Origin of the sequence: Ensifer adhaerens, from assembly GCF_002940685.1 — a bacterium.
GTDB lineage: Bacteria > Pseudomonadota > Alphaproteobacteria > Rhizobiales > Rhizobiaceae > Ensifer > Ensifer adhaerens_E.
In genome coordinates this window covers 14,434-28,013 of sequence record NZ_PNFP01000033.1, presented here as the reverse complement: position 1 = coordinate 28,013, position 13,580 = coordinate 14,434, and the positions used below count along the sequence as shown (strand labels likewise).

7 protein-coding genes are annotated in these 13,580 nt (G+C 62.7%); 3 read left to right on the top strand and 4 right to left on the bottom strand.

What is annotated here, in order from left to right; genetic code table 11:
- Nucleotides 1-101, bottom strand: a 101-nt coding sequence (locus C1A35_RS34660) for a LysR family transcriptional regulator (RefSeq protein WP_158665264.1), incomplete at its 3' end; no start/stop codon positions are given.
- Nucleotides 102-206: 105 nt separating this feature from the next.
- On the opposite strand from C1A35_RS34660, the gene C1A35_RS34655 reads away from it, so the two are divergent.
- The gene (locus C1A35_RS34655) at nucleotides 207-485 is read left to right on the top strand and encodes a helix-turn-helix domain-containing protein (protein ID WP_104668759.1); all 279 of its coding nucleotides are present in this window, start codon (nucleotides 207-209) and stop codon (nucleotides 483-485) included.
- A gap of 516 nt (nucleotides 486-1,001) precedes the next feature.
- On the top strand, nucleotides 1,002-1,673 hold the full coding sequence (locus tag C1A35_RS34650) for a response regulator (RefSeq protein WP_104668758.1): 672 nt from the start codon (nucleotides 1,002-1,004) through the stop codon (nucleotides 1,671-1,673).
- Between the two features lie 72 nt (nucleotides 1,674-1,745).
- Here the strand turns inward: C1A35_RS34650 and C1A35_RS34645 are convergent, their stop codons facing one another.
- From C1A35_RS34645 to C1A35_RS34635, 3 genes are read right to left on the bottom strand one after another with little or no spacing between them, the layout of a single operon-like run.
- The gene (locus C1A35_RS34645; RefSeq protein WP_158665263.1) at nucleotides 1,746-3,224 is read right to left on the bottom strand and encodes a sensor histidine kinase; all 1,479 of its coding nucleotides are present in this window, start codon (nucleotides 3,222-3,224) and stop codon (nucleotides 1,746-1,748) included.
- A 22-nt stretch (nucleotides 3,225-3,246) separates the two neighbouring features.
- Complete coding sequence (locus C1A35_RS34640) at nucleotides 3,247-3,912, bottom strand: response regulator (RefSeq protein WP_104668757.1); 666 nt, start codon at nucleotides 3,910-3,912, stop codon at nucleotides 3,247-3,249.
- Nucleotides 3,905-5,335 (bottom strand): sensor histidine kinase, encoded by a 1,431-nt coding sequence (locus C1A35_RS34635; RefSeq protein WP_104668756.1) that lies wholly within the window; start codon nucleotides 5,333-5,335, stop codon nucleotides 3,905-3,907. Before C1A35_RS34635 ends, C1A35_RS34640 begins: the two co-directional genes overlap by 8 nt.
- A 453-nt stretch (nucleotides 5,336-5,788) precedes the next feature.
- On the opposite strand from C1A35_RS34635, the gene C1A35_RS34630 reads away from it, so the two are divergent.
- Nucleotides 5,789-13,579 (top strand): peroxidase family protein, encoded by a 7,791-nt coding sequence (locus tag C1A35_RS34630; protein ID WP_104668755.1) that lies wholly within the window; start codon nucleotides 5,789-5,791, stop codon nucleotides 13,577-13,579.
- The last annotated feature ends 1 nt before the right edge of the window (nucleotide 13,580 follow it).

Here is a 13,580-nt window from a genome sequence, read left to right as displayed (position 1 = left end):
GCGCTCAACGCCGGCTGTGCGATGCACATGCGCGCGGCCGCACGATTGAAGTGCAGTTCCTCGGCCACCGCGACGAAGAACGAGAGTTGGCGAAGTTCCATAGCAACCTCCTTTGAAGGTGCAGCTTCACGACGCCACACGTAATGGTCGCTTTCATAGTTCTATAATACGTGGTTTCATAAACTGTCAAATGCTGTTTTGCAGCTATGGACGTACGGCAGCTGGTCGCTCTGAATCTTCGACGATTGCGGGTAGCGCGGCAGATATCGCAGGATGATCTGGCGCTGGCGGCAGGTATTGAGCGCTCGTACGCTGGCCACCTAGAGCGCGGGAGCAAGAACCCCACGATAGTCACACTCGAAAAACTCGCGCTCGCCATGGAGTGTGAGATCGCCGAGTTGTTTCAGAAGATTCCCGATGGGACGACCGGCGTTGAGCCGCTCAAAAGTGGCCGCCGCCCGCCGACGGCACGAAGCTCAAGGTAAGATCCCAGCGGCTAAGGCGGACGCATTGTATTCCACTCGATACATTATGCGATCTTCTTGGCCCAGAAGGTACATTCTAATTCGAAGTGCGACATGCCAATGATTTCAATGGTTTCCTCTTGGAGATTTTGGCATGTCCCGACGCTATTCGCAGCTGAATCTGGCCGATCGACGCCGCCTGTTACGCTGGCTTGGGGATGCGGGTCAAAGCCGAGGTGTTGACCACAATGTGTGCGAAAACCCCTAAAATTAACTTATAATTAAGCATGCACTTTAAAATGGAACTCTGGTGTAATAACGTGTTCTGGAGGTGGGAGGCTCAGAAGCCCCTCCACGCAGAGCAGAAAAACATGACCGGGCGAGTACGCGCATCATGTCCGTGATATCGGCACCAAAATTGGGTCATTCGCTACACCTGCATAGCTACATTGGAATACATCTGTAATAATATCCTATATTTTCCCCTATTTCCGAAGAATCATAAATAGCAATCAATCTCATGAGGACTTTGTTATTATGAGCATTTCAGTCGCTTTTGTTGACGATCACCCTATTCTCCTGGAAGGACTGGTTAGTATTTATTCTGGCAAGAGCGACCTCGATATTGTCGCCAAGGGCGAAAACGCGATAGATGCCCTGAAAATCGTCGAGGAACACGCACCGCATGTCCTCGTGCTCGACCTGAGCATGCCGGGCGACGCCGTTGCCGCCATCGAGTTGATAACACAAAAGTACCAGCAGACGCGGATCATCGTGTTCACGGCCAATTCGAGCATCGAAACGGCAATCCAAGTGCTGAACTATGGTGTCGCGGGCTACGTGCTGAAAGGCAGCACGGCGAGTGATCTGCACCAGGCAATACGAACCGTGCACGATGGCGAGACCTTCATTACCGCGGGATTTGCCACCAAGGTCATCATGGCGATGAAGACCGCTGAGATGCGCCGGCGTCAGCAGGAGCAACAGCGCCTCAGCCTGCGCGAGGAGCAGATCGTCCGTCATCTAATGCGCGGCAGCACCAACCGCGAGATCGCGCACTGTCTCGACATCAGCGAGAAAACCGTCAAGCACTACATGTCGGTGCTGATGCAGAAACTCGACGCCCGAAACCGTCTCGAGGTCGTGCTGGCAGCCCAGCGCCTCAATGTGCTTCCAGAACGCGCCGCAGACCGCCCGCGGGTCAACTAGACGGATCGACCGCCAAGTCCTGGCCATGGCGCCGGATCGAGTGGCGCCCGGCCAATGGCGCGCCGCAACGCCCTATCGATCGACGAGGCCGTGGCTCTGATCAAGCGGCAGGACGGCGGTCACGACCGTCCCGTTGTCCAGGCGCACAGTCCGCATGCGCCCGCCAAACGCTCGAACCCGCCGTTTCTGGGCAACGGTACCGATACTCGATCGGCCAGCGCTGCCGCCCCGGGCTTGTTCCGCGGCCGTATGCCCGACATCTGACACACGAACGAACAGAAAACTGCGTCTCGTTGCGAGTTGCACGCGCTGACGGTTGCCGGGCGCGTGGCGCTCGGCGTTCATCAACGCTTCCTGGATGAAGCGGTAGACACAAATGTTCAGGTGCGCATCGATCCTTGACGAGGCGATTGTACCGACAACCTCGACATCGCGTCCGGTCAGGTCGACATGCCTGGAAACTGCGAGCTGTATAGCCTCGGTGAGAGGCATGTCGTCGAGTTCCGGCAAGACGAGATCCGACGAAATACTGCGAAGATCCTCAAGCACAGCACTGACGATCGCAACGAGTTTTCCGCTGTCCTGTCGGCCTTGCGATTGGCCACCATCGGCGCCGGCCAGATCGCTCAAGCGCAATTTAACAAGGGTGAGTAGCTGCACGGGACCGTCATGCAGGTCGCTGCCGATCTGGTTGAGGATCATCTCGTTGAGCTTTCCGGCCTCGAGCCGCGCGTTGTCGGCCGCCGAGCGTAGCCTGCAGTTCTGGTTGGAAAGTTCGACTGCCCGCGTGAGGCTGCGCCTGATGGCGTCGTGCTGCTGGTCGATAAGGCGACTGCCCCGGCGCACGATCAGGAAGAGCAAGGCGAGCATGGGAACCGTGATCAGCAGCACGCACCTGACCGTCGACAGCCACGCGTCCGACAGTTCCTGCAGGAGCACGTCCGGCCGCTCGTAAAATTCGCCGACGAGAATGACCCGCCCGCCCGCGTCGCGAATGAGCGGGGCGTAGATCTCGATTGACGTGTCTCGCTGCGCACCATTGGCATACTTGTGCTTCTGGATTTCGGTGCGTCCGACGACGATCTCGCCTGAAAGCGCGCGCTTCAACTCGTCAAAGACGACCTTCTCGGTGACGCTGAGGCCGGAGCTGGAATAGAGGATCGAGCCATCCGGCCGCCAGATCTTCAGCTCGTGCACATGCTGTCCAAGGGCGCTGGCTGCAACCAGGTCCCCCAACTGGCGCTCAATGGCCGGCGCCAGTTCGCCGCGCTCGATATCTTCCGATGAAATCAGCGGTGCAACGAGAGTCTCCAGAGAGGCGGCGCCAAGCGAACCCGCAGTGTTCAAGACCGCCCTTTCCAGCCGGTTCGTCGTCAGGATGGCGAGCGTGACCATCAGCGCGAGGACGACAAGCGATGCGATCAGGATGAACTGCGTTTCCAACCGCAGGCGCCGGAACAGAGAGACGACCCTCGTCCCAGCCGTCGATCGAAACGGGTTCGATAAAGGAACGTCGGCCTTCGCCTGACCGGCTTTTGCTCTGTTGTCCATCGTTTCGCCTGGATGTCCCAACCTACGCTTTTGGTCCAGTCGTGGGCTTCAGGTGGCGCTGTGCCAACAGGGCCGCCTCGACGCGGTTCCTTGCACTGAGTTTCGTGAGCAGGCGGCCGACATGGAATTTGACCGTCTTCACCTGCACGCCCATTTCCTCGGCGATCATCCGGTTGGTGCAACCGCGCCCCAGCATCCGGAAGACAAGCGCTTCCTTTGGAGTCAGTTTGTCGACCAAGCGCTCCACCCTGTGGCCTTCGGTGCGATTGCGGATAACGCCGAACAGGCGCATGCCGAGCGCTGGCGAAAGATAGGCCTGGCCATTGGCGACGGTCGAGATCGCGGCGATCAGGTCAGGTGCGGGAGCACCTTTCAGCACATAACCCGCCGCTCCCGCATCGAGCGCTTCGAGGACGTCATCGTCCTCCTCGGATACTGTCAGCATCACCACCCTTGTCTTCGGCCACCGGGCGCAAATCTCGCGTGCCGCATCGATCCCGTTTCCCGGCATGGAGATGTCAAGCAGAGCCACGTTCGGCAGCAGTTTCTCGACCAGCCTGAGGGCGTCCTCCTTCGACCCGCCCTCCCCCACCACGGCGAAGTGCTTCTGCAATCCGATCGCCTGCAGCACGCCCATGCGAAAAAGCGAATGGTCATCGACGACGACGACGGACGTGGCTTCACCCATCGAGCATGCCTCCCCCGAGATCCAGCGTCATCTTGAGTTCCGCCCCGCCCTGTTCCTGGACGAATCTCAAGGTCCCGCCCAAGCTCTCAACCCTTTGCTTTAAGCCGTGGATGCCGAGCCCGTCGCCATCCGGCCGCGCGCCGCCCGCTTTTCCGGCCGTCCCGCCCCGGTCGGCGACCGTGAGCACAAGCGTCGAGCCATCGACGCGGCACTGGACGACCTGCCCCTTTCCTCCCGCATGGCGATGGGCGTTGTTCAGTCCCTCCTGGACGAAGCGGTAGACGCAGGTCTTGATGACCGGCGGCAGGGCCATCCTGCTGCCACTGGGCACAATCTCGACCAGCGTTCCGGTGCGAGCTTCGTGCAGTTTGACCACCCGCGCAACGACCTGGTCGAGATCGAGGTTCTCGATATCCGGCAGGAGTAGCGAACGCGCGATCAGGCGGATTTCCTTCAAGGCTTCGTCCAGGGTGCCGCCGATGGTCAGCAACGCCTCTTCGCGTTCGGCTTTGGAACGCGCAAGCCGCAATGGCTCCATCTGCAGGACAGCAAAGCCGATGAGCTGGGCGGGGCCGTCGTGAAGGTCGGCTCCGATGCCGCGGGTCAGGCGTTCGTTGAAATCCGTCATGCGCAACGAGGCGATCCTTGCGCGGTCGCGGAGCACGCATATTTCCTCCGATACGCGTTCGGCTTCCTGCGCGCGCTGTTCCAGGCGCAGCCGTTGCCGTTCGATCGTGGCGCTGCCGCGATGAACGATGACGAACAGGCCGAGCATGATGAGCGTCGAGGCGCCGGCGACAACGGTCCAGCCAATCAGACGGACCTCGAAGATCTCCCAGTGCAGGATGTCGGTGTCCTCGTGGATCTCGGCAACGGCGACGACTTCTCCCGTGTCTGCCCGACGCACCGGGCTGTAGATCTCAAGATAACGCGCATCGAGGCTGCGCAGCGTGTGCTCGCTCGCGGTGAGATCCGCATACTCCGCCGCAACCTCGCCGCTAAGGGCCCGGATCAAGCCTTGCGGCGGATTGAACCGGCGGCCGATGAGTTCCTTGGACGTGGAATAGGCGACCGTTGCGTCCGGCAACCACAACTCGAAATACGGAAAACGGTCCCTGAATTGCGGTTCGGCGAAAAGCTGGTCGAGCCGGGTGCGGCGAACCGGTGAAAGCTGACCGGTTTGAGCCAGCTCGTTGCCGACCGGCTCAAGGATGCTCTGCATGAAAAGGGCTGTCGCGGCCGCCCGGTCGACCGCCGCATTTTTCGAGACCTCGCGCGAAATGAGATAGCCGGAGACAGCCGCCACGACCAGGATGAGGATACTGCTTGCGAGCAGGAATTGCATGGAGAGGGTTTGCCGGCCGAACCATTGGCGTATCGGCGGAAAGCCGCGACGGACCTCGACTTTCGATCCCGTCGGCATGGCGGTCTTGCAAAAAATGCCCCGTGAGTGCTCCGTCACGCTCAGCGTTGTCCTTTGGCTTGCGGCGGAAACGCATTCCCCAACCGATCCGCTGAGGAGATGATCGCATTATTCCGGCAAATTGAAAGACCTTCTCCAGTTAATATCTAGGGGTCGAAGAAGAACTGGTCTTAGGTCCAGATTTTCTATTGGCCCAATGCCACAAACGTCACCGCCGCTAGTCGGAAATGGGATCAGCCATTCGTCGGCAAACTCGCCCGACCTTACGCCGTTTCTTTGTTCGCCGTGGACGCTCATCCTACAACCATCAACAGGAATGCGATCGGTTCACGAACCGGGCAACCGAGACGCAAACAACCGGCGGGCCAAGGAGGACAGCCTCGCCGCCGGACGATGGAACTTTGTTTGAAACGGCGGCCGCACCTCTAAGTGCCCGCGCCGATGGAGGGTAGAATGGTAAAGCTCAATCGAAACGACCTTGAGTTCATCCTCAAGCAGATCAAGATCGCCGAAGCCCACACGGCGGCCATCAACGGCGGCGCCGATCCGCGCGCCGCTCTCGAACAGCTGGTCTCGAGCCCCCTTCTTCCCTACGGCCTGCGCACCGTCGATGGCTCATTCAACAACTTCCAGCCGAACATGACGCAGTTTGGCTCATCCGATGAAACGATGGTGCGGTTGCTGACGCCGAACTACGCGCCGGCCGAGATCAACCCGCGCAACGGCCAGCAGACGAGCTATGCCGATCCGACGGGTTCCGTCTACGACAGCCAGCCGCGGCTGATCTCCAACATCGTCGCCGACCAGTCGCTCAACAACCCGGCAGCAATCGCCGCGGCCCTTGCTTCCGTCGACATCAAGGGCGCCGAGGCGCTCGGCATCGTTCGAACCGTCATGGACCTGCAGGCGGCCGCACGCGCTGCCCATGCCGCCGTTGCCAATGCGGCAGCGAGCGCAGCCGCTGCGGTCGCGGCAGCCGACGTCGTCGTGGCCAACGCGCAAGCCGCTCAAGCCACGGCACAGACGAACTATGACGCGGCCGCCACCATCCAGGCTTCCGCGGTCCAGGCGCTTGCGTCGGCCAATGCCGCCCTGTCCGCAGCGGTGGCAGCGCGCGACGCGCATGCGCCTGTTCTTGCCAACGCCCAGGCCGACGCCGCTGCGGCACTTGCCGCGAGCCAGGCGGCAGCCGCCGCCGTTTCTCTCGCGACGGATGAGCGCGACGTCGCCTTTGCCAATCTCGCCTTGGCGCAGCAGGCCGAGAGCGCCGCTCTTGCGAACTTCCAGGCCAATCCAACGCCTGCGAACGGCGCCTCCTATCTCGCAGCCGTCGACGCCCGCCAGGACGCGCAAATCGCCTACGACACGTCGGTCGAAAACCTGGAGGACGCGTCAGCGGCACTGAGCGCCGCGCAGGCGGGACACGCGACCGCCGTTGCCGCCTTGCAGGACGCCGTTGCCGAGCAGCAGGCGCTGACGAACGCGGTGGATGCAGCAGGGAGCACTGCATCGAGCGCTACGGCCGCCCTTTCCAGTGCCGACGCGGCGCTGGGCGTCGCCGCAGCCGATCTGGCGGATGCCACGGACGCCCTCAATGACGCCATTGACGCGCGCGCGGCGATCCTGACAGGCAATGCGGCAACTGCCGCCGCCCAGGCGCTTGCTGAGGCGGCAGACGCGGCCGTGATCGACGAACTTGCGTCTCACGGCGTGACGATGGACGGCGACAACGTCTTCATCAAGAACATCGCAGCCGACCTTGGCGACACCGCATCCTTCAACGGCTTCATGACCATCTTCGGCCAGTTCTTCGATCATGGCCTTGATCTCACCACCAAGGGCGGCAGCGGCAATGTAATCATTCCCCTGCAGCCGGACGATCCGCTCTATGTGCCTGGAAGCCCGACCAACTTCATGATCCTCACCCGCGCGACCAACGACCCCGGCCCCGACGGCCAGCTGGGCACGGCCGACGACATCCGCGATCATCAAAACGAGACCACGCCCTGGATCGACCTCAACCAGGTCTACACCTCCAACCCCTCGCACCAGGCGTTCCTGCGCGAATACGTGCTGGTCGACGGCAAGCCGCTTGCGACCGGCCAGATGCTGCAAGGGGCGACCGGCGGGCCACCGACCTGGTCCGACATCAAGAACCAGGCGCGGGACCTGCTCGGTATCGAGCTCAGCGACATGAACGTCCACAGCGTGCCGCTGCTGGTCACGGACCTCTATGGCGAATTCGTCCGCGGCCCCAACGGCCTGCCGCTGATGATGACCGCCACCGGGCCGGTCGAGGGCAATCTGGCTGCTCCGATCGCCGGGCTCGCTTCCTTGAGCGCCGGCCGCGCCTTCCTCAACGACATCGCTCACAGCGCTGTGCCGAGCGGCCCGGTCGATCACGACCGAAATCCCATGACCGCACCGGTTCCCGTACTGGCGGATGCCGACGACATCACCGGCAACCCGATCATTCCGAACGCCTTCGGCGTCAACGTCACCTATGACGATGAACTGCTCGACGCCCATTTTGTCGTCGGCGACGGCCGTGGCAACGAGAACATCGCGCTGACGGCGACCCACTCCGTCTTCCACAGCGAACACAACCGCCAGGTCAGCGCCATCAAGGCGACGGTGCTGGCCGAAGGCGACCTTGCCCTGCTCAATGAATGGCTGCTCGTAGACGTCGCGGCCTTCCCGACAAGCGCGGCCGGCCTCGTTTGGGACGGCGAGCGTCTGTTCCAGGCCGCACGCTTCTCGACGGAAATGGTCTACCAGCACCTCGTCTTCGAGGAATTCGTCCGGGCTGTCGCACCGCAGATCGACGCGTTCGTGTTCTCGCATTCGGTCGAGCTCGATGGCGTGATCTTCGAGGAATTCGCCCAGGTCGTATACCGCTTCGGCCATTCGATGCTTGCCGAAAACGTCGAGATGCTGACGCTCAATGCGCAAGGGGCGGCAACCCCGCAGGAACTCGGCCTGATCGAAGCGTTCCTGAACCCGGTGGCATTCAACAATGCGGGCGTCGATGCCCATGCCGCCTCCGGCGCCATCATTCGCGGCATGACCTACCAGGCCGGCAACGAGATCGACGAGTTCTTGACGAGCGCGCTGCGCAACAACCTCGTCGGCCTGCCGCTGGACCTTGCCGCCGTCAACATCGCCCGCGCCCGCGAAACCGGAATCCCCTCGCTCAACGAGGCACGCCGCCAGATCTACGAGCAGACGCAGGACAGCTATCTCAAGCCCTATGAGAGCTGGGCGGATTTCGCCCAGCACATCAAGAACCCGCTCTCGATCGTCAACTTCATCGGCGCCTACGGCACGCACGAGACAGTCCTCGCCGCGACCACGGCCGAAGCCAAGCGCGACGCCGCCTGGGATCTCGTCTTCGGCGCCGCCGGCGAGACCACGGCCGAGCGCCAGGCGCGCCTCGACTATCTGAACTCGACGGGCACATGGACAGGGCGCGAAACCGGCCTCAACAAGGTGGATTTCTGGATCGGCGGTCTCGCCGAAGCCCTGATGCCGTTCGGCGGCATGCTCGGCTCGACCTTCACCTTCGTCTTCGAACTGCAGATCCAGAACCTGCAGAACGGCGACCGCTTCTACTATCTGAGCCGCACTCAAGGGCAGAACCTGCTCAACGAACTCGAGGCCGACAGCTTTGCGGACCTCATCCGCCGCAATACCGACACAGAGGACACGGGCCTGCATATCAACGGCTCGGCCTTCCAGACGGCCGACTACATTATCACCATGGACCAGACGAAGCAGTGGAACCACGGTCTCGGCAATGCGGATCCGACCCGGGAAGCCGATGTCATCTCGGCCGTCACCGGCACCGACTCGCTCGTCATTCGCGGCACCAACTACCTGCGCTTCACCGGTGAGGAACACGTGGTGGTCGGCGGCACCAATGCCGGCGAAACCCTGATCGGCGGCGCAGGCGACGACACCATCTGGGGCGAAGGCGGCGACGACCGCATCGAAGGCGGGTTCGGCGTCGACCACCTGCACGGCGGCGACGGCGACGACATCATCACCGACAGCGGCACGGATATCGGCGCCGGCGACGTGATCAAGGGCGAAAGCGGCGACGACGTCATCAATGGCGGCATGGGCCTCGACCTGATCTTCGGCGGCGCAGGCAACGACGTGCTGGCCGGCGGGGAGGACGTCAAGACCATTTCCGGTGGTGAGGGCAACGACTTCATCCGCGCACCCACGGGCGGCGGCACGCTTCTCGGCAACGAGGGCGACGACTGGATGGAAGCCCAGGGCAACATGACGACGCTCACCGGCGACAACTCCGAACTGTTCTTCAATTCGCGCATCATCGGCCATGACGTGATGATCGCCGGCGAAAACGATACCGATTTCGACGCCGAATCCGGCGACGACATCATGGTTCAGGGGATCGGCATCAACCGTTCGAACGGCATGGCCGGATTCGACTGGACGACGTTCAAGAACAACAACTACGACGCCGATGCGAACATGAACATCAGCATCTTCGTCAACCAGCAGAACAACATCCTGCGCGACCGCTACGATCTGGTGGAAGGTCTTTCAGGGTGGGAGCGCAACGATACCCTCACCGGTCGCGACGTCGTCATCGGCGGCTATGACCCGAACGGCAACGCCGCCCAGGTCGATGCCGACGCTCCGATCGAGAGCTTCTCCAATGCGCTGCTCGAGAAGAATGTCGACCGGACCGCAGGTCTGCGCGAGCTCGTCGCCCACCTGCAGCGCTTCGACCTCTACAACCCGCACAACCTCGATGCGAACGGCGCACCGATCAATCCGGCGGGGCCCAAGGAAATCGCCGTGATGGATACGTCCGACGGCTCGGACATCCTGCTCGGTGGCGGCGGCTCGGACGCGATCCGCGGCATGGGCGGCAACGACATCATCGACGGTGACAAATGGCTGAACGTGCGCATCCTCGTGTCGCCGCGCGAAGGCCAGGCATGGTCCGCCTTCAGCATCGACTCGATCGCTCAAATTCAAACCCGCCTGTTCTCGGGCGAGATCAAGCCGAGCCAGTTGCAGGTCGTCCGCGAGATCATCGACGGCGGCAATACAAGCGATATCGACACGGCCGTCTACTACGACAATTTCGAGAACTACGAGATCACCTACAATTCCGATGGCAGCGTCACGGTCGCCCACACCAACCCGACCGTCGGCGTCATCGATCCGGTGACCGGACGCAACCTCGAAGCCGAAGGCACCGACCGCCTCTTCAACATCGAACGCATCCAGTTCGCAGATCGGATCCTCGACCTTCGCGGCCCGTCGATCGACCTGCACGCCTTCGAGCGGGCAAACTATGTCGATGCGTTCGGCACGGCGAACTACGCCAACTCCAACGGATCGGCAAGCTGGGCCTCGGCCTGGACCGAGACGGGCGACCGCGCGACCAACGTGGCGACCACGGGCGAAATCCGCATCAATGGCGGGCAGCTTGAATTCCGCCAGGACACGGGTGCGGGCTCGACGCCGGCAGGCGCCACCATCACCCGGGCGGTCGACCTCTCCGTGGTCGGCGCCGGCACCGCGACGCTGAGTTTCAACTATGAAGAAAGTGGTCTCGACAACGGCGAAACCCTGCAGGTGCAATACTCGAGTGATGGCAACAATTTCACCACCGTCATGACGATTACCGGTGCATCGAACGATGGGACAGCGAACCTGTCGCTTGCCGGTCCGTTCACCGCCGCGTCTTCGATCCGCTTCCTCTTCAGCGGCGTGAACGGCAACACCGAGACCGTGCGGATCGACAATGTGAACGTCGAATACACCACACCGGTCGACGACGGGACGACGGCCTGGAGCGCGACCTTCACGGAAAATCAGGCAGCCGTCGGGATCTCGAGCCTCTCGGGCATTACCACCGACGAGACGATCGTCTCGGCCCGTGTCGTGCTGAAGAACATGGCGGCGGGCGACACGCTCACGGCAACGACGGCCAACGGTCGCCCGGCGGCAATCGCCGTGTCACAGGCGGTGATCGCCGGCGAACTCGTGCTGCAGCTCACCGGTCCGGCAGCGGCATCCGAGTACCAGCGCGCGCTGGACGCGGTCCGCTTCTCCAATTCGTCCGACAATCCGGCGACGACGCCGCGAACGATCGAGGTGACGGTGAACGATGGGATCCGCAACAGCCAGCCCGCGACGGCCACGATCAGCGTCGTCGCCATCGATGATCCGATGATCGCCAACAATGATCGCGTCGTGACGAACTGGACCAACGGCAACCCGTTCACGATCCCGAGCTGGGCGCTGCTGGCCAATGACATCGATCCCGACAGCGCGCTGGCGATCTCGGCGATCACGCAAGCCACCAGTCTCACGGCCACGCTTGGGCCGGATAGCGTCACGGTCAACGACAATGGCGTGCTCGTCGGCGGCAGCTTCACCTACCGCGGCACGGGCACCGACACGGCGACCGTCGACGTGGTGCGCGATATCCTCGGCACGATCGACGGCGGCACTGGCAACGACATTCTCGTCGGCGACAATGCGGCAAACACGCTGAACGGCAACGCAGGCAATGACATTGTCTTTGCCGGTGGCGGCAATGACACGATCAACCAGAGCAGCACGCAAGGCCGCGACGTCATCGACGGCGGCGCGGGCAGCGACACCTATGTGCTTTCGGGCAGTGCCGGCGCCGAGTTGTTCCGCATCTATGCGGTCACCGCCGGACAGAACGCCAACCTGGCCGCAAGCCTGAACACGACGTTCCTGGCCTCGACGGAGATCGTGATCACCCGCACCGTCGGTGGCGTCGAGAGTGTGATCGCCGAGCTCGACAACATCGAGGAGATCAGCGTCAACACGTTGAACGTGACGAACAACAACAACAATGGCGGCCCGGACCAGGGCGTCAGTCAGGGCGACACGATCCAGGTCATCGGCAACTTCGATACGACCAGCCTGAACTACTCGACGATCACCGTCGAAGGGTCCGCCGGCAACGACGTGATCGACATTTCGAGCCTGTCGTCGGCGCATCGCATCGTCTTCCGCAGCAACGGCGGCCAGGACACGATCGTCGGCGCGCTGCGTCCCCAGGACGTCATCGAGATCCCGACAGGCGCCGATCCCACCGACTACGCCGAAAGCGACAACGGCGACGGCACCAGGACGCTGTCGAACGGAGATCACACCATCACCTTCGGCGGAGACGCGCCAACCCTCGTCGTCGGCGACCACGACGATCATGATGATGATGATGTCGACGATCATGGCGGGTCGGATGACAACGGCGACGACGACAGTTGCGGCTCGGGTGACGGGTCGGGCTCCGGCGACGGTGATGGCACACCCTTGCCGGCCGCAGCCCGTACGCTGGTCGGGACCGCGGCTTCCGATGTTCTCATCGGCGGCGCGGTTGGCGACATCCTGCTTGGCGGGGCATCGGCCGACATTCTCTCCGGTGACGCCGGCGACGACGTCCTGCGCGGCGAGGATGGTGACGACGTGCTGAGTGGCGGGGACGGCAATGACGTCGCCTCGGGCGGCGCCGGCGACGATGAGATCCATGGCGGGGCCGGCGCCGACATGCTCTTTGGCAACGGCGGCGCAGACCTGATCTATGGCGATGCCGGCAACGATATCATCGAAGGTGGTGCAGGATCGGACAAGGCCTGGGGCGGCGCCGGTGACGACGTCGTGCTTGCGACCAAAGGTGACGGCGACGACAGCTATTGGGGTGGCGACGGTAACGACACGCTCGACTACTCGGTCGCCACGGGCAACCTCAAGGTGGATCTCGGCAACGGCTTCATGGACCGCGGCCACGTGGTCGGCGCCGGGACCGGCAACGACACGATCTACGGCTTCGAGAATGTCATCGGCGGATCGGGCCACGACCAGATCACCGCATCGACGGCCGTCAACATCATGGACGGCGGCCTCGGCGACGACGTCTTCCGCTTCACCTCGGTGGCGGCGGCCGACGGCGATACGATCTACGGCTTCGCGCCGGGCGACCGTATCGATTTCTCGGCGATAGATGCCAACACCGGACAGGCCGGCAAACAGGCCTTCACCCTGTCCGGCGGCACGACGCTCTCGGGCGCCGGTCAGATCGTGGTGACGCATGAGACACGCGACGGCGCCGACGTGACCGTCATCCGCGGCAGCGTCGATGCGGGTCCGGATGCCGAGTTCTCGCTGACGCTCGATGGCACCCACAACCTCAAGCTCGCCGACTTCAACGGCGTCTCCTGAG

Coding starts and splice junctions, on each gene's coding strand:
- C1A35_RS34655 (WP_104668759.1), top strand. CDS start 207: ATGGACGTACGGCAGCTGGTCGCTCTGAATCTTCGACGATTGCGGGTA.
- C1A35_RS34635 (WP_104668756.1), bottom strand. CDS start 5,335: ATGCCGACGGGATCGAAAGTCGAGGTCCGTCGCGGCTTTCCGCCGATA.
- C1A35_RS34630 (WP_104668755.1), top strand. CDS start 5,789: ATGGTAAAGCTCAATCGAAACGACCTTGAGTTCATCCTCAAGCAGATC.
- C1A35_RS34645 (WP_158665263.1), bottom strand. CDS start 3,224: ATGGACAACAGAGCAAAAGCCGGTCAGGCGAAGGCCGACGTTCCTTTA.
- C1A35_RS34650 (WP_104668758.1), top strand. CDS start 1,002: ATGAGCATTTCAGTCGCTTTTGTTGACGATCACCCTATTCTCCTGGAA.
- C1A35_RS34640 (WP_104668757.1), bottom strand. CDS start 3,912: ATGGGTGAAGCCACGTCCGTCGTCGTCGTCGATGACCATTCGCTTTTT.